The 22199-nt window shown below is 43.3% G+C and carries 20 protein-coding genes, 2 tRNA genes and 2 pseudogenes; 4 read left to right on the top strand and 20 right to left on the bottom strand.

Going from position 1 to position 22199, the window contains the following annotated elements:
• Positions 1-116: 116 nt before the first annotated feature.
• The 5 genes and pseudogenes from ACFSCZ_RS19440 to ACFSCZ_RS19420 form a co-directional block, all read right to left on the bottom strand.
• The gene (locus tag ACFSCZ_RS19440) at positions 117-2384 is read right to left on the bottom strand and encodes a N,N-dimethylformamidase beta subunit family domain-containing protein (RefSeq protein ID WP_380776682.1); all 2268 of its coding nucleotides are present in this window, start codon (positions 2382-2384) and stop codon (positions 117-119) included.
• A gap of 3 nt (positions 2385-2387) precedes the next feature.
• Positions 2388-2783 (bottom strand): N,N-dimethylformamidase alpha subunit family protein, encoded by a 396-nt coding sequence (locus ACFSCZ_RS19435; RefSeq protein WP_380776680.1) that lies wholly within the window; start codon positions 2781-2783, stop codon positions 2388-2390.
• 477 nt (positions 2784-3260) lie between these two features.
• Positions 3261-3377, bottom strand: a pseudogene (locus tag ACFSCZ_RS19430) (SPOR domain-containing protein); the annotation flags it as partial.
• A gap of 45 nt (positions 3378-3422) precedes the next feature.
• Complete coding sequence (locus ACFSCZ_RS19425; RefSeq protein ID WP_380776678.1) at positions 3423-3980, bottom strand: N-acetylmuramoyl-L-alanine amidase family protein; 558 nt, start codon at positions 3978-3980, stop codon at positions 3423-3425.
• A 38-nt stretch (positions 3981-4018) separates the two neighbouring features.
• A complete protein-coding gene (locus ACFSCZ_RS19420; RefSeq protein WP_380776843.1) occupies positions 4019-4105 on the bottom strand; it encodes a phage holin family protein in 87 nt (28 codons plus the stop codon).
• A 323-nt stretch (positions 4106-4428) separates the two neighbouring features.
• Between ACFSCZ_RS19420 and ACFSCZ_RS19415 the strand changes: the two are divergent.
• Positions 4429-5427, top strand: a pseudogene (locus ACFSCZ_RS19415) (site-specific integrase).
• Positions 5428-5552: 125 nt separating this feature from the next.
• On the opposite strand, the gene ACFSCZ_RS19410 reads toward ACFSCZ_RS19415, so the two are convergent.
• From ACFSCZ_RS19410 to ACFSCZ_RS19400, 3 genes are all read right to left on the bottom strand, one after another.
• Positions 5553-5625, bottom strand: a tRNA-Thr gene (locus tag ACFSCZ_RS19410).
• Between the two features lies 1 nt (position 5626).
• Positions 5627-5701, bottom strand: a tRNA-Asn gene (locus ACFSCZ_RS19405).
• 124 nt (positions 5702-5825) lie between these two features.
• On the bottom strand, positions 5826-6056 hold the full coding sequence (locus tag ACFSCZ_RS19400) for a hypothetical protein (RefSeq protein ID WP_380776677.1): 231 nt from the start codon (positions 6054-6056) through the stop codon (positions 5826-5828).
• 133 nt (positions 6057-6189) lie between these two features.
• Here ACFSCZ_RS19400 and ACFSCZ_RS19395 point away from each other — a divergent pair, with 133 nt between their 5' ends.
• The gene (locus ACFSCZ_RS19395; RefSeq protein WP_380776675.1) at positions 6190-6939 is read left to right on the top strand and encodes a polysaccharide deacetylase family protein; all 750 of its coding nucleotides are present in this window, start codon (positions 6190-6192) and stop codon (positions 6937-6939) included.
• An 82-nt stretch (positions 6940-7021) separates the two neighbouring features.
• On the opposite strand, the gene ACFSCZ_RS20190 is transcribed toward ACFSCZ_RS19395, so the two are convergent.
• The 3 genes from ACFSCZ_RS20190 to ACFSCZ_RS19380 form a co-directional block, all read right to left on the bottom strand.
• Positions 7022-7390 (bottom strand): hypothetical protein, encoded by a 369-nt coding sequence (locus tag ACFSCZ_RS20190; RefSeq protein ID WP_465270192.1) that lies wholly within the window; start codon positions 7388-7390, stop codon positions 7022-7024.
• Positions 7391-7425: 35 nt separating this feature from the next.
• On the bottom strand, positions 7426-7632 hold the full coding sequence (locus ACFSCZ_RS19385) for a hypothetical protein (RefSeq protein WP_380771685.1): 207 nt from the start codon (positions 7630-7632) through the stop codon (positions 7426-7428).
• A 239-nt stretch (positions 7633-7871) separates the two neighbouring features.
• Positions 7872-8561, bottom strand: coding sequence for a KinB-signaling pathway activation protein (locus ACFSCZ_RS19380; RefSeq protein ID WP_380776671.1), 690 nt, complete (start codon positions 8559-8561; stop codon positions 7872-7874).
• A 148-nt stretch (positions 8562-8709) separates the two neighbouring features.
• On the opposite strand from ACFSCZ_RS19380, the gene gerD reads away from it, so the two are divergent.
• Entirely contained in the window at positions 8710-9300 is a 591-nt protein-coding gene (gene gerD / locus ACFSCZ_RS19375; RefSeq protein ID WP_380776669.1) for a spore germination lipoprotein GerD, read from the top strand.
• 47 nt (positions 9301-9347) lie between these two features.
• Here gerD and ACFSCZ_RS19370 read toward each other — a convergent pair whose 3' ends face one another.
• The 7 genes from ACFSCZ_RS19370 to ACFSCZ_RS19340 form a co-directional block, all read right to left on the bottom strand.
• Complete coding sequence (locus ACFSCZ_RS19370; RefSeq protein WP_380776667.1) at positions 9348-10412, bottom strand: Mrp/NBP35 family ATP-binding protein; 1065 nt, start codon at positions 10410-10412, stop codon at positions 9348-9350.
• Between the two features lie 334 nt (positions 10413-10746).
• On the bottom strand, positions 10747-11457 hold the full coding sequence (gene cwlD, locus ACFSCZ_RS19365; protein ID WP_380776665.1) for an N-acetylmuramoyl-L-alanine amidase CwlD: 711 nt from the start codon (positions 11455-11457) through the stop codon (positions 10747-10749).
• A gap of 333 nt (positions 11458-11790) precedes the next feature.
• Positions 11791-13935, bottom strand: a complete 2145-nt coding sequence (locus ACFSCZ_RS19360) for a bifunctional diguanylate cyclase/phosphodiesterase (RefSeq protein WP_380776663.1) — start codon at positions 13933-13935, stop codon at positions 11791-11793.
• Positions 13936-14283: 348 nt separating this feature from the next.
• A complete protein-coding gene (locus ACFSCZ_RS19355) occupies positions 14284-15027 on the bottom strand; it encodes a YqjF family protein (RefSeq protein WP_380776662.1) in 744 nt (247 codons plus the stop codon).
• Between the two features lie 106 nt (positions 15028-15133).
• Positions 15134-15856 carry an amino acid ABC transporter ATP-binding protein gene (locus tag ACFSCZ_RS19350; protein ID WP_380776660.1) on the bottom strand — a complete coding sequence of 241 codons (723 nt, stop codon included), beginning with the start codon at positions 15854-15856 and terminating at the stop codon, positions 15134-15136.
• Positions 15853-16515, bottom strand: coding sequence for an amino acid ABC transporter permease (locus ACFSCZ_RS19345; protein WP_380776658.1), 663 nt, complete (start codon positions 16513-16515; stop codon positions 15853-15855). The genes ACFSCZ_RS19350 and ACFSCZ_RS19345 overlap by 4 nt, the downstream gene beginning before the upstream one ends.
• A 124-nt stretch (positions 16516-16639) precedes the next feature.
• Positions 16640-17416 (bottom strand): glutamine ABC transporter substrate-binding protein, encoded by a 777-nt coding sequence (locus tag ACFSCZ_RS19340; protein ID WP_417774584.1) that lies wholly within the window; start codon positions 17414-17416, stop codon positions 16640-16642.
• 1008 nt (positions 17417-18424) lie between these two features.
• Here ACFSCZ_RS19340 and ACFSCZ_RS19335 point away from each other — a divergent pair.
• On the top strand, positions 18425-19621 hold the full coding sequence (locus ACFSCZ_RS19335) for an MFS transporter (RefSeq protein ID WP_380776654.1): 1197 nt from the start codon (positions 18425-18427) through the stop codon (positions 19619-19621).
• A 431-nt stretch (positions 19622-20052) separates the two neighbouring features.
• Here the strand turns inward: ACFSCZ_RS19335 and thpD are convergent, their stop codons facing one another.
• Both thpD and ACFSCZ_RS19325 read right to left on the bottom strand, forming a co-directional pair.
• Entirely contained in the window at positions 20053-20946 is an 894-nt protein-coding gene (thpD, locus tag ACFSCZ_RS19330) for an ectoine hydroxylase (RefSeq protein ID WP_380776652.1), read from the bottom strand.
• 466 nt (positions 20947-21412) lie between these two features.
• Positions 21413-22120 (bottom strand): Crp/Fnr family transcriptional regulator, encoded by a 708-nt coding sequence (locus ACFSCZ_RS19325; RefSeq protein WP_380776650.1) that lies wholly within the window; start codon positions 22118-22120, stop codon positions 21413-21415.
• Between the last annotated feature and the right edge of the window lie 79 nt (positions 22121-22199).

Below are 22199 nucleotides of genomic sequence, written 5' to 3'. Positions count from 1 at the left end.
TAAAGAGTGGCATCTACAGCAACTTATGTTGGTGGATGCCACTCTTTTTATTTACTGGGTTTTGTCCCAGCCTCTAATTGCATAATGTGTTTATACTTAATAAGTCTCGTTTTAAGTTAAAGAACTTCTTCAAGAACTTGGTCTGAGCAAAATCTTCGTATAATATTTTCTGTAATTTTAGAAACGCTATTATTATAATTGTTATGAGAAAGACTACCACACCATGCCATTGAAGAAGCGCTAAATACTGCACCACCGTTGTAGGATGTAAAATATGTCATATCTGCCCTAACCAGAGGATTCTCTTTACCATTCAACCCGGGATAGGCAAAATACTGATCTTCTGGGACAAGCATTGCATTTGCTGAGTGTCCGCTTGAACAAGCTAATAGCATCGTATTCGGTGGTGTACCAAGGGCATAATCAATCCTGTCCATTTCTAACCCACTTGCCCCGCCGTTCACTAGACCAAAATCTCCAATGATTTCTTCTTTATTGACCCCATCAAATATCCACTCTAATCGATGATCAGATGCATCCGGCATAGGATAATATCCTACTGAGACATCAAGACCGTGTGACCCATACCCTGTGCCCCAGATCTTTTGTGGAGCTCTAGCACGGTGTCTCCATAGCCCACCACGCTCACCAGTAGTGCTATGATATAGTTCACCTGGTCTAGCACGCCAAGCCTGATCTCCACTTTCTCCCTTACGCACCTCAATGAGCCATGGTTTTTCAGGATGAACGGTCGTTATCCAATAGAATCCATTACCAGCTAGATATAATGCACGCCCACCAGTATTGATATATTCTTCCCAAGCATCTAACATTCCGCCGGTATAATACTCCGGATGTGATCCCGTTACAACTACCTTATATTTGCTTAACAACTCTGCGCCGTCTCTTATTAGATCATGATCAGTAATAACATCACAATCAATATTTATAGCTTTGAACCAATCTATAAGGTGAAGATCTGCAGGAAATTGCCAGACTGATCCAAATTCATGTCTATATGTTGGGCGCATGTTTAATATTGGTCTGCGCCATGTACTATATTGTACTCCTCTACCATCCACGTGATAATCGTAGGTAGAAAGACCATACATGTTTCGTTCATTTAATTCTAAATCTCTGTCATCAAGAGTAGTTATAATTCCCATTATGGCTTGCCCAACAGCAGCATTTTGCATAACCTGTGTGTTAGCATAAGCCATATAACTTAAAGTCGGTATCAGCACTGCTACCTTTGCCGTTGCTGTATCCTGCGGCGGAGTTATAAAAAAAGGAATATGATCAAAATGTCCATCTTTTTCAACTTTCACTGCGTATGCTCCACTTTTAATATCCAAAGGTATTTGCAGTGAGAATGACTTTTGCCACCTGCAATCATCCAGTGAATCTTCATGAAACCAAATGGCTCCGTACTCTTCAGGTGCATGGATAAAATGCTCTTCACGACCTTTCCAGTTCCAACCTGTCATTCCACGGTCAGGTTGATTTATACAACGTCCATGAAGATTTGACCCTGTTACATCATATACTAAATCTGTTGGAATACCATTTTCAGTTATACCCTCTGCAAAATCCCAAGCAGCTACTGCCCCACCAACCGTTGATCCGTCCTGTAGCTGTTCCACCTCTTTATCATTTAGAGGACGACTATACAATTTTGGTGCATCAATCTTTCCGTTATAGTTAGCTACAACTTTATTTGAATTAGAATCTCTAGATAACCCTGCTATGATAACTGGTACTCCTGCATCAGCGGGAATGGTTGTAAACTTTTCTGTTACTTGACCATCCGATTCAATTGCTGCCACTCTACCAACACGGCTATTTACGCTATTAACTTTCGCCACTTGAGATATAGACACTAACTGATTAGCCACATCAAGTCGAACAACTACAGAATACCAAACTTCAGGAAATAAAGGTTGAGGACATTTCACCCGACTTTCATTTTTTCCATCTCCTACTACAAAGACCAAATGTCCGTCCTCAATTAAGAGCGCCCAGCCCTTTCCACTATTATCTGACCACCTACTAATAATACCTTGCCGTTTTTCCGGTGTTGTGGGCCAAATAAAACATTGTAAAGTAAGACCATCTTTACCATTTAATAAACCATTGTTGTCGCTGCATTCAATATAACCACCAATCTGGGTTTCCTGTTTAATACCCCTGTATGTACCATTTATATTAGAATCAATTACAACTTCCTGGTAGCCAGGCCCATCAGGATTTAAATCACCATGGAATAAACGTACTAATTCTGCACGATATTCTCCTTCGATTTCAGTATTGACAAAAAAATCTAAAGACTCTCCGGGAGCGACATTTGGTCGGTCACAATACCCAGTTATAAAAATACGTGACATATCTTACACCTCCACTTTTTCATTTGAAATTATCCCTAATTGCTTTAGTCGCAATAGGAAAACTGCATGTACAGCTTCTTCTTCTGTTGAGTAAATCGGATGATCCGAGATCTTGGCAAGTTCTCCACGTGATGTCATTTCACCAATTGCATATTTTTTGTATGGTTCCATTACATATACAAAGCTTCTTCCTTCTATAGGTGACATCCGCATGTAGTTTAAAATTTCATGTAGCTCATTTGAATGTGGAGCATCTGCACTCCCTCTTGGATTGAGGCGGTGTTCCTCGATAACTTCCTCAGTTAACAACTTTGACAATTCAGCCTGTCTTCTTTTTGCAAAAAATGGAGCCCAATCCTCGGTCTTGTCCCTAAAAGTTTTAGGATCATTAATCGGCATAAAAAATCCTCCTTCCATATTTTCAATTATTTAAATATGCAAAATTCTTGCCAACTGTTCACCCCTTATTTAGGGGTATTATTTATAAAATATTATTCAAATTTGAAATTTTCTTTCATTTTTGAATATATTGCCATAAAAAATATATTTGTTTTATTATAGAAAATATGTTTCCTGAAGTGTATCAGGAACTCAACTTTAAGAAAGGGTTGAAGTCATCCGAAACGTGTCCCCTATGTATTGAATAGCCGCTACCATTTTGGAAAAACGGTTGATACCCTATTTACGGATTCTTTCTTGAAGCTTTAATCTGGCAGTAACAAATGATTTTTTACCAAAAATACAGATCAGCTAATAAAGAAGCCCAGAGATTAAAATAACTTTATCGTCACTTTACAAAATTCATGAGGGAATATTTTTACAGAGAATTGTCCAGCAATCATGAGTAAGAACGCCGATATTATGTATACCAAAAAACTAAGACAGGGAGCGCCGGGCCTGTTTTGTAATATACACGTCATATCCTTTTATCTTTAATTCATTGGCCAACTTCTCGGCATTCTTCTGATCCGAAAATGCTCCAAGTTGTACTCGATGTAGCTTTTTTGATGGAGCTGGCTTTGATGGCTTTGTAGCCGGTTAGGAGTAACCTTTTTTCAGACCAAGCGCTTTTGCCAATCCATTTTGATGGCCCCTGTCCACTTTGTCTAAGAACGCTGATTGCTTTAACAATCTTGCATCAGCAGCATTGTCGATAAAACCTGATTCGGTCAGACACGCCTGCATACATGACTCGCGGACCATATGGTAATTTGCTTCTTTCTTACCTCGATCTTTTAAACCTGTCGCTTTAATGATCTCGTCGTGTATAATGTTTTGATTCCTGTTTGTTTCCGCTTTTCCGTTATAACTGCCGTTGTAGCTGAATGATTCGAATCCTAGCCCTCCACCAGCGTTTATGTGAAGGGATAAGAAGTAATTAGCTCGCCAAGAGTTTGCCATATCAGTACGCTGTTTAAGGTAGAGCGTTTGGTCCCCTGTACGGCTAAGCTTAACTGTTACACATTGGTATCCATTCATCAAAATCAACTCGATGAGTTTAGAGTTATCAAGAGTTAAGTCCTTTTCACGTAATCCATTCTCAACTGCTACTGGATCTTTACCGCCATGACCTGGATCAAAAAATATTTTTGTCATTGTAATTCCTCCCTCTTTAAAATAAAAATGAGCGCAGCTTATGCGTCGCCCTTATCGTTTAACTTTTCAACTGTTTTTTTCAGTACGTCAGGAATTGGCAAACCGGTCTTGCAGACTGTTTCCAAAATACTTAAAAGCTCATTGGCTATTTAAAAAAGATGACCGCATCCCTTATGAGTGTGCGTCTCCCATGATCGTATCAATTGAATAAGCTACCGCTACCAAGGACAGAATCACTACCTTCGGCAAAAAGGTTCAGAGGAAACAACAAATGGCAGCTGGAAATGGATCTCGGCAGCTATGTGGATCCCGGTAACAGGAAAGACGAAACGCAATCGAATTACAGAAAGAAATAGCCAGGGGCTCCAGAGAAGCAGAAACAAAGCTGTCCCGGTTTGTAGCTGAAGTCACTGGCGAGGGTTATTATGACCCTGAAAAGATTAACTTTGTGGAGTTTGTTAATAATGTGTGGATGCCAAAATATGCGGAAAAGCACCTTTCCCACGTCACACTGGAAGGCCATAAGGTTTATTTGGAAGCTAGGATACTCCCTGCCTTCCAGTATTTGCGAATGGATCAAGTGAAGCCTAAGCACATATTGGACTTTCTGCACAATTTAGAGGAAGACGGGATGCGACTGGATGGCAAGCCTGGCAAATTATCTTCATCGACTATCTTTTTGAATTACAGGATCCTGAACAACATATTTAATATTGCGGTCAAATTAGGAATCGTACAGGAAAATCCAGTGAAGCGAGTAGACAAGCCCAGAGTCGAATATAAAGAAGTAGAAGTCTACTCATTAGAAGAAGCAAGTCACCTTTTAAAATGCTTGGAATCTGAAACGGATGTCCCCCACTGGCAGATAATCATTAAGTTAGCTATCACAACCGGCATGAGGCGTTCTGAGCTGTTTGGATTGGAATTTAAGCATATTGATCTTGAAAAGCGCATAGTTCGCGTTAGACAGGCTTTGACGTATTCCAAGGGTAAAGGGTACCAGGTGCACGAAATAAGGAAAGGAAACAAGACCTCGAGCCAAAGGGACATAGTTTTGTCCGAGTCTCTTATAAAGCCGATTAAAAAGTTGCAGTTGCAGCGCAAAAAGGAACGACTTGCTGCTGAGGAATTATGGGAAGGTGGAAAGTACAACTTTTTGCTTGCAGACGAAAACGGCAAGCCGTACCATCCGGAATCAATGAAAAATTGGTGAGAAAGATTTATTAAGCGCCATGGCCTCAAATATATAAACATTCATGCCCTGCGACACACGTCGGCCACCCTGCTGATCAATGAGGGCGTTCATGCAAAAATTATTTCTGAACGATTGGGTCACTCTGATATAAAAACGACAATGAATGTTTATGGACATGCTTTAAAACAGGCAGATGAACTCGCCACAGCAAAATTAGACGATGCTCTTTTCCGAGACAATAAAGTGCAATAAAAATCATCAAAAAACATTTAGTTATCACGTTTCGCCGTCAAAATGTCGGCATTTGGGTCCGTTGGAAAGATAAAAGCGACTCCCGAATTTTCCGAGAATCGCTTTATATCAACGTTTATAGAGTAAGCTTCCAGCCGGGCTTGAACCGGCGACCTCATCCTTACCATGGATGCACTCTGCCAACTGAGCTATGGAAGCATGGCTCCGCAGGTAGGATTCGAACCTACGACCGATCGGTTAACAGCCGATAGCTCTACCACTGAGCTACTGCGGAATATTTGCTTATTAAAGAAGACAACTTTAATTATAATGATTTTATAGAAATATTCAAGACCCCTGTAATAAAAATGGCTGAAGATAATATATCAACTGTTCCTTCTTCGTGTCAAGGAATTTTTTTACTTTCTTTCCTCTATTCCGCGCGCAGGAAAAATATATTTCATACATTCTTTATGGGACGCCACCCGCTTGAACAGCGAAAAAAGTGTTTTGTATCTATCCTCCATTGCCTCTTTAACCATTTTTTCAATATGCTCGTTTCTTAAGTCAAATAAAATTTCATCCATTTCACGTTTAAGCAGGTACACAATTTCCTCTTTTTCCTGCTCGGAAATCAGCATTCCGTGCATGATAACACCTCGTCCGAGATTTTTAGTATTTATAGCTATCCCCAAAATGCTTTGGTTCATACTTCACTTTTAGGCATACAGCCCAACGGTTTCAGCATAGATTGTACAAGGATGGAGGAAAGAGGAGGATCAAATGAATTTTTTCTTAACTGTAAGTGGACGGAAGGTCAAGCAGGCCATCCTGATTGTTATTATTTCATTTTTCACTGCACTCTTTTATTTTTCGCAATCCATTGTTCAATTTCCCGTCCTATCCGCCAAAGAGGAGCCCCGCGCCATCTATAAAGGGGAAAATGGAATTGCCTTGACATTTAATATCGGCTGGGGAGATGTTCAGGCCGAGCCCATTTTACAAGTACTCAAAAAACAAAAGGTTCAGTCTGCCACTTTCTTTCTTTCCGGCGCTTGGGCGGAAAGACATCCGGAAACAGTAAAAGACATACAGGAGATGGGATATGAAATCGGGAGTCTTGGATATGCCTATGAAGATTATACTGAGCTGGAGGATGATCAGATACGGCGGGACATCAACCGTTCGCTGGAGGTGTTAAAAAAACTGGATGTCCAGGAGGTGGAACTTCTTCGGTCTCCGACGGGACACTTTGATAAACGAACGTTGGAAATCGCTGATGATATGGGGCTGACTATGGTTCATTGGAGTCTGAACTCGCAAGATTGGAAAAATCCCGGTGTCCAAAAAATTGTCAAAAACGTCAGCAAGGTGAAAAAGGGTGACATAATTCTCATGCATGCTTCCGATGCAGCAACCCAAACAGCCAAGGCATTGCCTGAAGTACTCGCTTTGATTCAAAATAAAGGGGAAATGGTAACTGTATCCCACTTAATTGCAAATGGAAAAGTAAAAACAACACTCATTCCATAACCACTCTGCATTTCTTGAAGTAGGGGGGTGACTAACCCCCGACCTCTCACACCACCGTGCATACCGGCCGGTATACGGCGGTTCAATTAAGATGGCTGACGCAAAGTTTCATCACGGGATAATAGACTTTTAGCCCTTGGGAACTCCAATAGAAATTTCCAAGGGCTCTGTGTAGTGTGGGGCTTTTGAATATCCTCCAGTAACTTTTACGTGAGTAGCCCGATTCATATGCTTTCACCGGTGGAACACGAGTCCAATGAGCTTTCTCACCTTTGTCTTCGGTTTCTTCCAATTCATCCATACATACATACGAAGCCTTCTTCTGATCCGCGAATCGAAGTTCATGAACACGCTTGGCGTGTCCGCCAAGGCGAAGTAGCCGCACCACCAAATTGGATATTGATGCCAGTCTCTGCTCCACCATCTTGGAGTTCCCCATGGGATTCACCATTTCCTCCTCCTAGCATGCCTTTCGGTTATCTGTGGTTAACACAGATGACTGGAAGCCAAGGTTCTGTTCTCTCTTAATTGTTCAGCTCTTCCCACTTGTCTTAAGCCGGGTGGTACTATGGCGTCTGCTGACTTCTGACTGTTCAGCTGTCCATCACTGGACAGGTTACCAAGGGTACTTGGCGTACCGGCCAGACCTCCCCACGTAAGAACGCAGTCTTTCCCTCCATCTGTCCGCTTCATTTACTTAATATGACCTTCGGCAGAAAGGGCTTCGTTTTGTGTGGCAAACTCACCCGGTCATATCTAGCCTTGTATGAAGTTCGTGTTCCTCGGACCGGAGGTTTGCCGCCCGCTTCCTTCAGATTCCGTGTCGCCGGACACCCTTGCGTAAGGCTAACCGTTACTTCTGCCTTCACGGCTCGGGACTTGCCCCCTATAGACTGCGCCCATGCTGGGCGCACCACCACAAAAGCGAACCTTTACGGACGGTTCGCTTTTTGTGTTGGTTGATTCGATGGTTTGTTGGTCGATTGATTCTTTTTAGCTTCTAGCCTCCGTGTCCGGTCTTCTTCCGATAATCGGTTATATTTCGGCAAGACAAGCAATTGATATGCATTGCAGGCGATTAATGGAAAAATACTTAAAAGCATCCAGTTTTCCTCGTTTGTCCTTAAGATCGGGAGCCACTCCAAAATGGTAATAACAACCATAAAAAACAGCGCAGAGACAAATGTTGTCCTGGAGGTTGTTTTTCCTTTGAAATGGGCAGTCACCCATCCGGCTGCCAAAATAAACAAAGCCAGGCCGACATATGGGAGCAGGCTTTCCCCTTCTCCTGCAAAATTTTGGAAGCGCAAATAAACCAGGTCAAACAGCACAACGATAATCAGAAAAATCTGGACCCCATTCCAAAGTGAAAGCGAGCGGAATAGCCCGAGTCCAAATTGATGGATAAATAAATACGCGAAAAAGCCGACTTGGCTGACAACACTGAATATAAAACCGACACCGACGAGCCAAATAAAAGTGGATAAAATGGCTCCAATCTGAAATTCTGTAAAATAAGGCTGAAATTCGTCCCAACGGATAAAAAATCCTAAGATTCCTGTAATGATTCCGCCAAGAAAAAGGGTGCTAAAGAAAAACTTCAGCCAATTACGGATCGTCACTGGCCTAATCCTCCAATTATTATTATTGTCTACACGATTTTATCAACTCTTATAAAAAAAAGCCATTGCTCACCGAAATGTGCATAAATTCTTCACAAAATCCCATATTAAAAGTAGGGTGCAATCTTATGAAAGGAGCGTTTCTCTTATGAAAAAGGGAGTTATTTTGCTCCTCGTCTGCTCCCTGCTGCTTGCCGCTTGCGGAGGTAACTCCGAAGCCGGACAGCCTGATTATGAACAGACGAAAAACATGATGGTGGATCTTTTAAAAACGGATGAAGGCAAGAAAGCCGTTCGAGATATTATGTCCGAAGAGGAATTTAGACAACAAATGATCATGGATCAGGCCGTAGTAAAAGATACGATTCAAAGTACCCTCACTTCCGACAAAGGACAGGACTTCTGGAAAAAATCTTTGGAGGATCCCAAATTTGCTGAGTCCATGGCAAAAAGCATGAAACAGCAGCATGAGGAGCTTATGAAAAGTCTCATGAAAGACCCGGAATATCAGGGGATGCTGATGGATATATGGAAAGACCCCGCCTTCCAAAAAGATGTAGCCGAGTCGATGAAAAGCAAAGAATTCAGGGAACAGATGCGCGAGGTTGTGACCGATACCCTGGAGAGCCCTTTGTATAAGGCGAAAATTGAAGAGATCGTCAAGAAAACCGCGTCTGAAAAGAAAGAGCAACAAGGAGGCGGTGAAGGCAAGAAGCAAGAAGGCGGCGAGGGGTCTTAAAGAAAAAACGGCTGGCACTTGGACATATCCGGAGGCCAGCCTCTTTATTATTGATCGAGTTTTCGTACGATCTTTTCAGCAATCTTGTGATATACCTGTCCCACCGGATGTTCCTGGTCATAAACAGATGGAGCAAAGTCTTCTTCATTCCAGTCAGGCTGCTGCAGGGGAAGCTGTCCCAACAGTTCTGTACGAAGCTCTTCAGCCAGTTTTTCTCCGCCGCCTCTTCCAAACACATATTCCTTTTCTCCAGTCAACCGGCTTTCGAAATAGGACATGTTCTCAACGACGCCCAAAATCTCGTGGTTCGTACGCAAAGCCATAGAACCGGCACGCGCGGCTACAAAGGCAGCCGTTGGATGCGGAGTCGTCACAATGATTTCTTTGGTGCTTGGCAGCATCGTATGAACATCGAGCGCGACATCCCCGGTTCCCGGAGGCAAGTCCAGAATCAGGTAGTCCAAGTCTCCCCATTCCACTTCCATGAAAAAGTTGTTTAGCATTTTACCGAGCATAGGCCCGCGCCAAATCACCGGAGCATTGTCTTCCACAAAAAAGGCCATGGAAATGACTTTGACGCCAAACCGGTCGACAGGTAAAATTTTCTTTCCTCTGACAACTGGCCGGTCTTCAATCCCCATCATATCCGGTACACTGAACCCGTAAATATCCGCATCGACCAATCCAACTTTTTTGCCCAGTCGTGCCAGGGCCACAGCCAAATTAACGGAAACCGTTGATTTTCCAACTCCACCCTTACCGCTGGCAATGGCAATAAAGGTGGTCTTGCTGTCGGGCGCAAGAAGGCCTCCAGCTGTTTCATCCGGCATATCACCGGCCTTGCGATGTTTCTCAAGCTCCTCTTCCGGCAGATCGGTAAACCGGATTCCGACAGTAGCCGCCCCCGCATCTTTCATTAATTGTACGATTTGGGTTTGAAGCTGCATCTGCTCGGGAGTTCCGGTTTTTGCCAAAGCAATTTTAACGCTGATGTGTTCTTTTTCTTCTTTAACCTTAACTTCCACAATTCCATTTGTTTCTTCTAATGTCTTATGTAAAAGTGGATCCTTTAATTTGTTTAGAATATCCAACGCTTGTTGTTCAGTAACCAATTTTTGCACCGTCCTTTTTATCGATTTACACTTGGTTTCAGTATACCATACTCAACTTTATTTCTAAGTATAGACGCTTTAGAAACATTTTATCGGAAAAAGCGCAGGATAGACTGTAATCACCAAACCATGCATGCGGCACTGAGACATACTCCTTAGCTGAATCCTTTCTTTCTTCATCGGCTTTGATGCAGCTTCTGAAGAGTGGATTTAAGTGGATGATCCGGACCGCTCTTTTTGTACCACTAGTCACCGTGTCACCGTCGGGATCAACATATAAAAACCGCACAGCCTGCGGTCTGCCGTGCGTTTTTTCGGGTGTGAGTCCAGCTGATTATTCGGGTACGGCGTCCTCTGTAAAATACCTCATGATCCCCCGATAAAGGGCTGCAGCTACTTTTTCCTGATAGCTCTCATCCATGAGAGAGGCCCGTTCTCCCGGATTGGATAAAAATCCGATTTCCACGAGTGCTCCAGGCTTTTTTGAGTTTTTGATCAAATAGATGTTCTGAATAATTTTGGCTTCCCGATCTGTATTTTCCAGACTGACAACAAGCTCTTCCTGAATTAATTTTGCGGCGCGTTTATTTTCCGTCAAGTGGGGCGAATAGAAAGTCTGAGCTCCCCGCCAGCGAGGAGAAGGTATGGCGTTTAAATGGATGCTGATAAACAAGTCGGCTTCCGATTCGTTGATCAGTGCAAGCCTTTTTTTCAGATCTGCTGTTTTTCTTCTGCTCAGCCCTTCTATTTCCGGATCCGCCAGATCTGTATCTTTTTCCCTTGTCAGCTGAACAAGTGCCCCCTGGCCCTGAAGGTAATCCCGTAACTTAAAGGCTACTTCCAGGGCAATTTCTTTTTCAATTGCTTCTCCTCCCTCTGCTCCTCCATCAGGCCCGCCATGCCCCGGATCCAAATATATAACTTTTCCCGCCAGCGGGAGGTTCCAAGTATCAAAAGAATCCCGCGGAATAAATTGATATTGGATGATTAAGAAAATGAGTGCTGCCCCGATCAGATAAAAGATGATTTTCGTTTTCCTTTTCATGCCATCATCCCCTCTGTATACTCCCCTCAAAAATACATATGGGACATGACCTCTATTTAGAACAGCACATCGACTATGGAAGGTATGATTTTCAAGAAAATACCTGCATTTTTGCGGGCTGATCTTAAAAAGGCCTGGGGCATTTGACTGATCCCCTAAAAAATGGTTAATACCGAGAATGGGCAGGAGCAGACTGCCAAGCAAGTCGCGATGAACCCTGAGTGACCGGTAAGAGAAAGGATTGGCTGTCTAACGGCCTGAAGATTTACGTCAGAGACATGGACTTTATAGTAAAAAAAGGAAAGGGATCCCGGTCCCCTTCCTTTTTTGTATTTATTTAGAAAACAGCATTTGAGAGTTTTCAAGATAATGTTCAAAAGTTTCATGGGAAACAGGCTTACTGAAAAGATACCCTTGCCCCTGGCTGCAGCCTCCGCTGTTTAACACTTCCAGCTGCTCCTTGCTTTCTACCCCTTCTGCAATTACATCGATTCCCAATGTACCGGCAAGCGTTAAAATAGCATCAACAATCGCCTGGCTTTCCGCATTTTGATGAATATCTCTGATAAATGATGAATCTATTTTCAGTGTATCCACCGGCAGGTGCTTAATATAGCTGAAGGAGCTATATCCTGTCCCAAAGTCATCAACCGAAATTTTCACACCTAAGCTCCGGATTTCTTCCAATAGCGCGGACGCATTGTCCAGATCGGCAAATACACTCTCCGTTACTTCCAGTTCAAGCCACTGCGGCTGTAAGCCGGTATCATGAAGAACTTCTTCAATTTTTTGAAGCAAACCTTTCTGCTCCAGCTGACGCACCGAAACATTGACTGAAACGGTAAGAGGCGGGTATCCCATGTCTTGCCACTTTTTATTTTGCCTGCAGGCTTCTTGAAGAACCCACTCCCCAATTTGTACAATCAGACCGGTTTCTTCCGCGATCGGTATAAACTTATTGGGCGGGATTTTACCCAGTTCCGGATGATACCACCGGACCAGTGCTTCCATGCCAACCAGCGTTCCTTTGGAAAAGTCAGTTTTCGGTTGATAATCCAGGCAAAACTGTTCAAGCTCTATGGCTTTTCGAAGTTCTATTTCCATTAAAATGCGCTCAAGCGACTTTTCTTCCATTTCGGCATTAAAAAGTGAAAAACCACTTCTTCCCCGTTCTTTCACTGCATAAAGCGCCGTATCTGCCCGCTTTAAGAGTTCGTCTGCCGTTTTCGCATGATCCGGATAAATTGCAGCACCTATACTGCAGGAAATGAAAATTTCTTTCCCTGACAGATGGAGAGGTTCCTCAAACACTTTGTGAATTCTTTCCACAAGAAATTTCACATCTTCTTCATTTTGGATATTGTCCAAAAGAACAGTAAACTCATCCCCGCCGATTCTTGCGACAAAATCAGAGGAACGAAGAGACCGCCGGATTCGATGGGCTGCCTCCATTAAAATATAGTCACCTGTGTCGTGTCCCCATGAATCATTAATATCCTTAAAGCGGTCCAAATCCACAAATAAAACTGCTGTTTTGAAAGACTTTTTGGGTCTTGATAACTTTTGTTGGAGCTCATTCATAAACAATCGCCGATTAGGCAAATCAGTGAGCGTATCATGGAAAGCAAGGTGATAGATTTTGTCTTCGGACCGCTTTCGCTCAGTGATATCCCTTGTGACAAGGAGTACCTTTCGTACCTCTCCGGTATTGGATAAGATTGAATTCATTTTTGCTTCCGCATGAATCCAGGAGCCTGTCTTGGTTTGCAGCCGGAGCTCAAGCTGGGAGGAAACCTTTCTCTTTTCTGACAGGCGAATGATTTCCTCCTTTACGCTTGACCGGTCCCTTTCATGAATAAGATCATATATAGTTCCTTTTTTGATCTCATTCAACCCGCGGCCCAGCAGGGCTTGATGAGATGGAGAAATATAAAGAAATTCCCCTTCCCTATTTACAGTGGCGATCAGGTCGGAAGAATTTTCAGTAATCAGCCGGTATCTTTCTTCACTCCTTTTCACTTCTTCTTCCATTTCCTTGCGTGCCGTAATATCATTACGAATCGCTATATAACGATAAGGGCGCCCCTGTTCATTTAAAAATGGAACAATGGTTGTATAAACCCAATAATAAGATCCATCCTTCGCCCGGTTCCGGATTTCCCCTTCCCATACGTTTCCATTTCCAATGGTTCTCCACATTTCCTTGAAAAATTCCTTTGGATGATAATGGGAGTTAAGAATACGGTGATCCTGACCGATTAATTCATGCCGTTCGTATTTTGAGATTTTACAGAGCAAATCATTGACATATTGAATCTTCCCTCGCTGATCTGTAATCGCAACGATGGAGGATTGGTCCAGCGCATATTTGATATCAGCCAATTCCTTCAGCACTTCTTCCAAATCCGACGGATCGGAAAGCTCCCATTCATGAAGGTGCAATACTTCTTCTCCTGTGATTGGTCGTTTATGGTCCATAGTGGTGCCTCCAAATATTCCAATTTCCGGTACTTACAGATACTACCATCATAGCATGTGAGGAAGATATCCGAACACTTCTTCCTGTTCCTGCACAATCAAAAAATTGTAGATTTTCACAATCCTGTCATTTTAAGAAAAGTGGTTGGCCACTTCACACAAAACAATACAGTCGATCCATCAGGGAGGAGAAGGTCAGACGGGGCCGGAGGGGCCGCCCTGCATATCCCTTTGGATCACTCCAGCCCGGGCATGGAGCCTCCTTATTAAGGGGGAAGTACCTTTCAGAGATGCGGATTAATTGAGGCATTTTTTATGCAAAAAAAGCCGGAGGCATCAGGCCCCAGGCTATCTCAGTTTTTTTATCGTCCAGGCGAAAGCCTGTTTCTCTTTGGATAAGTGGACCATCGGCTTTTCCTGAAAGTACCTTCGAGGGAGAAAGGAAACCATTGTATTTTGGTGAATCATACATTCAGCATTACACACACGCCAGCGATCATGATGGATATCCCCTCGAAACAGCCTCTTCCCTTTTTTGATAAAGAAGCAGTAACGTTCATATAGAAAAAATTCCAATGTGCCCCGAATAGGAATAAAAGTATCTGATTCGGGCTTGTAACTGACTGAAAAGCGTTCATCCGGCTCTCCGGGGTGCGTTCGTTTACTTTGAAAATGGACCGTTTCTTCTTCCTTTGAGAGTTTCATGGACGCATGTTGATATGGTAGCAGCGCTGCCGTTTTAGCCCCCAGTACAACCGGCCAGCTGTTTGCGTCCAGGCTTAGAAAGTAGATACCGGGCGCTCCTTTATATGTCACATACACCCGCACATTCAACTCCAAAAAGGAATGCAGGGCCGGAGGTGCCGGAAGCCCCCTTATCCTTGTTTTAGAAGCCTTAAATGGGGTTAGCCCGATCCACGATGTCCCGTCAAATAGATCTATTTCAAGTTCCTTGGGAACATATTCTCTTAACATTTCTGGCGGAATACGCCAATGGCAGAACAGAAGATGATGCCATTCCTGTGTCATCACCCAAGGGCGCGAAGGGAGGGAAAACGGCCGCTGGGATGTCTCCGAAAACTCCTTGTGCATGAATTAATAACCCCTTTCCATACACAGCTTTCTTAACTATTCCCTTTTATTGAGTGCATTAAAGCTGTAATACAGAAAAGAAGTGCTTTTTCTATTCTCTACTTTTCTATAAAACTTTATTTAAAAATTCCCTTGTTCTCTCGGATTTAGGATTGGTAAAAATTTGGGAAGGAACATCTTCCTCCATGATCACACCTTCGTCCATAAACAGCACTCGATCTGCTGCCTCTCTTGCAAATCCCATCTCATGGGTGACTACAACCATAGTCATTCCTTCAAGAGCCAACTGCTTCATGACTTCCAGCACTTCACCGACGAGCTCTGGGTCAAGAGCAGAAGTGGGCTCGTCAAACAGCATGACTTTCGGCTGCATGGCCAGTGCACGGGCGATCGCCACGCGCTGCTGTTGTCCTCCTGACAACTGTCTCGGATAGCTGCCCGCTTTATCTGCAAGACCTACTTTTTCCAGCAGCTCCAACGCCAATCTCTTGGCCTCCGCATTACCAATTTTTTTAACTTTTAAAGGTGCCAGAGTAATATTTTCCAGAACGGTTCTATGAGGAAACAGATTAAACTGTTGAAAAACCATTCCTACTTCTGTACGTACGGTGTTAATATCAGTTTTCGGGTCATTGAGATGATGACCATTAATCACAATATCCCCGTCCGTCATTTCTTCCAATAAATTTAGGCAGCGAAGAAAGGTGCTTTTTCCGGAGCCGCTCGGTCCAATCACACAAACGACTTCCTGTGGATGAATGGTACATGTAATTCCTTTTAAAACTTCCAGATCGCCAAATTTTTTATGTAAATTGTTCACCTGTATCATGACATTTCCAACCTTCTTTCAAGCAAACGTAAAATGAGCGACAAGCTGAATGTTATGACTAAATAAAATAGCGCTACGGTCGTATAAATTTCAACGGCGTTAAAATGGTTGGCTGCAATTAATCGCCCTTGGAAAATCAATTCCGGAACGAGGATGACCGACAGTAACGACGTATCCTTGATACTGATAATAAATTGGTTTCCCAGGGGCGGAATCATGCGCTTAAAGGCCTGCGGCCAAATAATATAGAGCATCGTCTGCCGGTGACTGAGACCCAGGGAACGTCCCGCCTCCATCTGCCCTTTGTCGACCGACTGAACCGCTCCCCGCACAATTTCAGCAATATAAGCCCCGGAGTTGACGGCAATGACAATAATACCTGCCGTAATGGACTCCAGGTTTTGTCCGATAATTAAAGGCAGGGCAAAATAGATCCAAATAGCCTGAACCAGAACAGGAGTCCCGCGAATGACCTCCACGTATATGGAAGAGATGGTATAGAAAATTTTATTTTTCGCTACACGTCCAATTCCAAAGATGGCGCCCAGAGCAAAACCGATGAATAATCCGACGACCGAAATAAGCAGCGTGTAATACAACCCTGTCATGAGATCCGGCAGAAAGTCGATGACGCCCGCCCAATCAAATCTTCCAATCATTGTTTCACCTCTATTACTAAAACGTATGTAAATGTAAAGAAAAGTCTCCCGCTTTAGCACGGAAAGCAGCCTGCCGTCCAAGCAGGAAAAGGGTGTAACAAAGTCAGGTTACACCCTTTAAAAACTATGATTCAGGTCTTTCCCCAAACCATTTTTCATAGATTTCATCATACTTTCCATTCTCTTTTAACGCAGCCAAGGCCTCGTTGACCTTTGTTACCAGCTCATCCTGGCCCTTTGCAAAGGCAATACCGTATTGCTCAGCCTGATACAGATCGCCGACCAGCTTTAAGCTGTCTTTTCCCTTTGTCTGAATATAGTAAGCTACGTTCGGGGCATCATAGAGAATTGCGTCAGCGCTCCCGTTTTCAACCGCCATGTACGCCTGGTCGAGCTGTTCAAACTGGCTGGCTTCCGCTCCTTCAATATTTTCTTTAATATAATCTGCACTCGTTGAACCAAGTCTGGTGGCTACCGTTTTTCCTTCCAGATCTTCGATCCCATTGATGTCATTGTTATCCACAGCGACACCGATCCGAAGACCTGCATCATAGTATGGATCACTGAAATCAACGGTTTTCTTGCGATCCTCTGTTATTGTGATCCCCGCAATCGCCATATCAAACGACCCTGTCTGCAAACCAGGGATAATACCATCAAAATTTGTGGTTTCGAGCTTAATGTCAAAACCTACTTCATCTGCAATCGCATTGATCAGATCAATATCAAAGCCTACATATTCTCCGTCCTCTTTAAACTCAAACGGAACAAAAGAAGTGTCGCTTGCTACCGTATAGACATCTTTCAAACCTTCCTCGCTGCTGCTTTCATTTTCAGTGCTGTCAGACTCACTGCCCGTACTCTCCGATCCTCCACCGCCGCAAGCCCCCAGCACTGCCATGAATGTCAATAATACAATTCCCCAAAGACTTCGTTTCACAATCAGCACGTATCATTGCCCCCTTGTTTTTGTTAATGTAAGTGCTTTCAGGATTATGCTAACTATACCAAAATTTCCGAATATAGGAAAGTGTTTAAATACTGGAAGCCGGAAGATTCAAAGGGTTCTCCTCCCTTTTTCACTCTGATCGCACTGTCATCCTTCTTTTTTCTGGCAATAGCTTACATATGCTGGGAGATCTGCTTAAAAGGACGTCCGTATGCTCATTCATCAATATGCATTTTGAACCAGAAAAATTCTTAGGGGGCGTGGGCCGGTGTATACATTTAAGCACCCATTGGCGATTTCTGTCTTAACACTCTTGACTCCCGTTTTCCTTCGTTGACAGACGATTAGGCAGCTTTGAACTACTCTATGCCACCGCTTTAGTATATAAACTCTTAATTCAGGAGCATTTCCAGGGTCCCATTTTACAGAATTAAACTCTCATTTGGGTGCATTGAACTGCCCTTGATTAGCACTTCCTATATCTATTCCACCTTTTTCTGCCTTAATGTGACTCCATTTCTCTTAAAGGAGTGGAATCACTCTTCTTCCCCCAACCCCATTTGCAATATTTCGTGTCTCGAAGTATAATAGTATAGTCGTATGTAAATATTGGAGGCAACTTCATCATTCCCCTGATTTACGAAATGGTGAGCAAAGTGTATGTTGCCTTGCATAGTCATCGGCTGTTCGCTTCCCAGTGGACAGTTTTATTTTGCTTTTATCAGCATGATCTTATATAAAAACCCGTGGAAACACTCACCATTTCTCATAATGGCAAGCGGCCGTAGGAGCCTAATCAAATGCGAGTCACAATTGGCGTGGGAAAGTGGTGGGCCATTTGAAAAAAATTCTGTTTGCCCGCATTTGCAAAATCCATCACAACTTTTGAGAGAAATGGTGATAATCAGGCTCCCATACCGGAGCCTCTGAAGAGGTTGGAACTGGAAGGAAGATGATAGATTGCCGAAATCCCAAGCTATTTGGACGAAATCGTTTATTAGTTTATTTTGCACGAATTTATCTGTATTTATTGTTTTTTATGGTTTAACAGCAACCCTACCATTATATGCTACAGGACTTTTAGGAAAGACCGATCAGGAAGCGGGACTGCTCATGTCGATCTTTCTGCTTTCTGCTATTGTCGTGCGGCCTTTTACGGGAAAAATTTTAGACTTGGCAGGAAAGCGGAAAATGCTTTGGCTCAGCCTTATTTTATTTTTGCTCTGTACTGTTTTGTATTATTTTATTGAACCCTTTGGCTGGCTGCTCGCCCTCCGCTTTTTCCACGGAATCTGGTTCAGCATAGTAACCACCGCCTGTGGATCAATTGCAGCGGATACAGTTCCTGCAGCTAGGCGGGGTACCGGTCTCGGATATTTTGCCATGTCGACAAACCTGGCGGTTGTGCTCGGCCCGCTGATTTCCTTGACTCTGATCCAAGCGCTCTCCTTTGATCTGCTGTTTGTTGTTCTCAGCCTGTTAATGGTTATTGGAACGTTGTGTGCACTGACGGTGACCTCTCCTCAAATAAAAACATCTGCAAAAGTAAAGAAAAACCTGTCGTTAGGTGATTTATTTGAAAAAAAAGCAATGCCTGTTGCCTTTATGGCATGCCTGATCGGCTTGGCCTACTCCAGTGTTCTGTCGTACCTGTCGATTTATGCTCAAGGAAAAGATCTCCTTGAGTGGACCGGTGCTTTTTTCTTTGTATTTGCTGCAGTCATGCTGCTGGCAAGGCCTTTTACAGGAAGAATATTTGATTTAAAGGGGCCTCATTATATTTTATATCCAGGCTTGATCCTGTTTATCACAGGCCTGATATTGCTTGCTTTTACAGATACTGCTCTAACCTTCCTGACCGCGGGGGCATTCATTGGGCTAGGATATGGCTCCCTTGTGCCCAGCTTGCAGACACTCGCTGTTCAATCGACAGACATCGCTCGGAGCGGTTATGCTACAGCTACCTTTTATACACTTTTTGACGGCGGAATTGCCTTAGGATCTTACTTGTTTGGTGTCATTGCGGCGGCTTCCGGCTATCCTTCGATATATTTGATTTCCGGTTTGATCACCGGAAGTGTCATTATTCTGCTCCTGGTGTTCGGAACGAAAAAGCAAAAAACAAAAGAAGCCGTACAAGAAGTAGAAAGCTTTTGAATCGGCGGACCGTATCTGGTCCGTATGTTTTTGGTGCAATTTGGCCAACTCCAACGGGCAGGAGCTAACCTTTAATCCTGCCGGCACCAAGCCTTCTTTATGATTACCCTCACATACCTGAAGCGCTAGGAGTTTTTAAGGACTTGTTCGTACGATGTAACGGAAAGCCGTCTCCCCTTCTTTTCCCGCTCTGTTTCATCCGTTTACCGTCTGCAGATGCACATAGTTGAAACTGTTCCCATTTGTGTTGCTGATGAAAGCGATTTTGGAACACATCTCAGGCTTTAAAATGGGGACAAAACCATGATAGACAAAGGAAAATCCGAACGTTGATTCCATGTCTTCCAGAAGACATGGAATCCGTTCGGATTTTCTTGTTGATTTATTATTTTTTCATTTTTCGTCTTGGAGATGGATCATGATCCCGGAGTTCATTGACCCACCGGAATTCCCTGTCTGGCCGCAATATATTCCGGACGCGGCTTTCCTCCTGAAAACGGCTCCACCAAGCGGTTTTTCACACTGTTGTACACGAGAAAAATATTGTTCCGCCCATAGGGAGTAATGTTGCTGTTTGAACCGTGCATTGTATTGCATTCAAACAACAGGATCGAACCCGCTTTGCCTGTCGGAACGGAAATCCCGCCCTGATCCGCCAGCCAGCGCAAATTGTCATTGTCGGGTACGCCGAGTTCCTGTTTTTGCAACGATTTTTCATAGTGATTTTCCGGTGTTTCCCCAACACACGACACAAAGTGCATATGCGAACCCGGGATCATCATCACCGGCCCGTTATACACATGGTTGTCCGTCAGAAGAACAGAGACGCTGACTGCTCTCATTCTCGGCATGCCGTCCTCCACGTGCCAAGTTTCAAAATCAGAGTGCCAGTAAAATTCTTTACCGGTGAAACCTTCCTTATAATTAATACGGGATTGGTGAATATACACGTCGCTGCCCAGCAAAAACTGTGTAATATCCTGCAGTCTCTGATCATCCGCTAGATCTTTAAAATACCTGTTCAATTCATGCGGTGCAAAAATAGACCGGACCTCATCCGTTCCCAATTCGCGGATGACTTCCTTTCTGTCTGACACGCTGTATTCCCTGCGCATTTCCTCAATTTCATTTCGCATGCTCCTTGTCTCATCTTCCGAAAAAAAGGAGTCCAGCAGCAGAAAGCCGTTTTTCTCATAGCTTTCCAATTGCTCCTTAGACAAAGGGCTGCTCTGCTCGTATGGATTCTCAGTATGAATTACCGGATCCTGCCTCTTCGTTACAAATGGTCTGCTCCCCGTTCTGGAAGGATATAGATCATAAGTCATCAAATAAACACTCCTTTATTGATAGTAATGGCTTTCTCTATTCCTCTTTCCCTTCGAGCTCAAACGATTTGGCCCCGGTCTGCCGTTTACACAAAGAATTCTCCGTGTCAGTATGTACTTACGGATAAAAGACCTTGGCATGATATAAGAACAAAAAATTCTATATTCTTGCCACCTCTCTTTCTACCACACTATAACATATCTACCAAATTGTGTGAAAATATGAGCTTACAAACCTGATATAATATGCCAAGAAAGCCAATTGGTTGTCCTGACATGGGTGCCCTTAAAAGAAAATCGAGATCATATACGACTAAAACAACAGGGTGGGAGGTTAACGGCCCTCACAATGCACCAGTACAGCAATTAGGGAGCTATGTAAGGTAAAGTCAAGCAGAACCCTCATCCAGATGAAGCGCCAGTGTCCCCGCCTCTTTTCGGCCGCATCATGTCACCTCACTAAAGCCTACTCGCTGCTCATATAAATTTTCAGCAGCGCTTCCTTGTCTTTTATATAAAAGAAGCCGTTCTTTCTTTCAAGGATGCCTTCCTTGCTTAACATACTCATAATTCTTGAAACACTTACTCTGGATACGGCAATTAAATCTGCCATTTCTTGATGTGTAAAAGGAATAGAGATTTTCACCCCTCCTTCCGTTTGTCGACCGAACCTGTCCGCTAACTTTAATAAATGGGCTATAACCCTTTCATCGGAATTTAAAAATGAAATCTCTTTTAATTGGTATGTCACCCTCATGAACATTTCAGCTAAATAATGAGACATTTTTATGCTTAAGCGGTGTGACTCTTCAATTTTTTGGATAAAACGTTCATAGGGAATGCGGGCCAGCCTGCAGTCGTTATTCGTAATGGCCGTAACAAGATAAGGCGACCTAATTACGGCAGACTCCCCTCCTATAATCGTTCCTTCCGAATAAATCAGTACTGTTTTCTCTTGCCCCTTATCATCCGAAATAGAGGTCCTCACCCTCCCCTCTTTCACTAAATAAACAAAACTCAAAGTTTCCTCCTGGCAAAAAACGATTTGATTTTTTTTAAATGACTGTTCGGGTGCATCTTTAAAAACTTCGGACCAATCTTCAGAATCAGTAAAATACCAAGGTGAGTTTTTAATAGAGTTATGCAGATCAGACGGAAGTTCAAATATATTCATCGCTTTTTTACCCCTAGTTTCATTTTTCATAAATTGTATCACAGTTTACAGAATTCATGGAAAATATAAAGTATTATTA

Origin of the sequence: Siminovitchia sediminis, assembly GCF_042680885.1 — a bacterium.
Taxonomy (GTDB): domain Bacteria; phylum Bacillota; class Bacilli; order Bacillales; family Bacillaceae_C; genus Siminovitchia; species Siminovitchia sediminis.
Note: the sequence above shows the minus strand (reverse complement) of the source record. Positions and strands in the feature narration are given on the sequence as shown.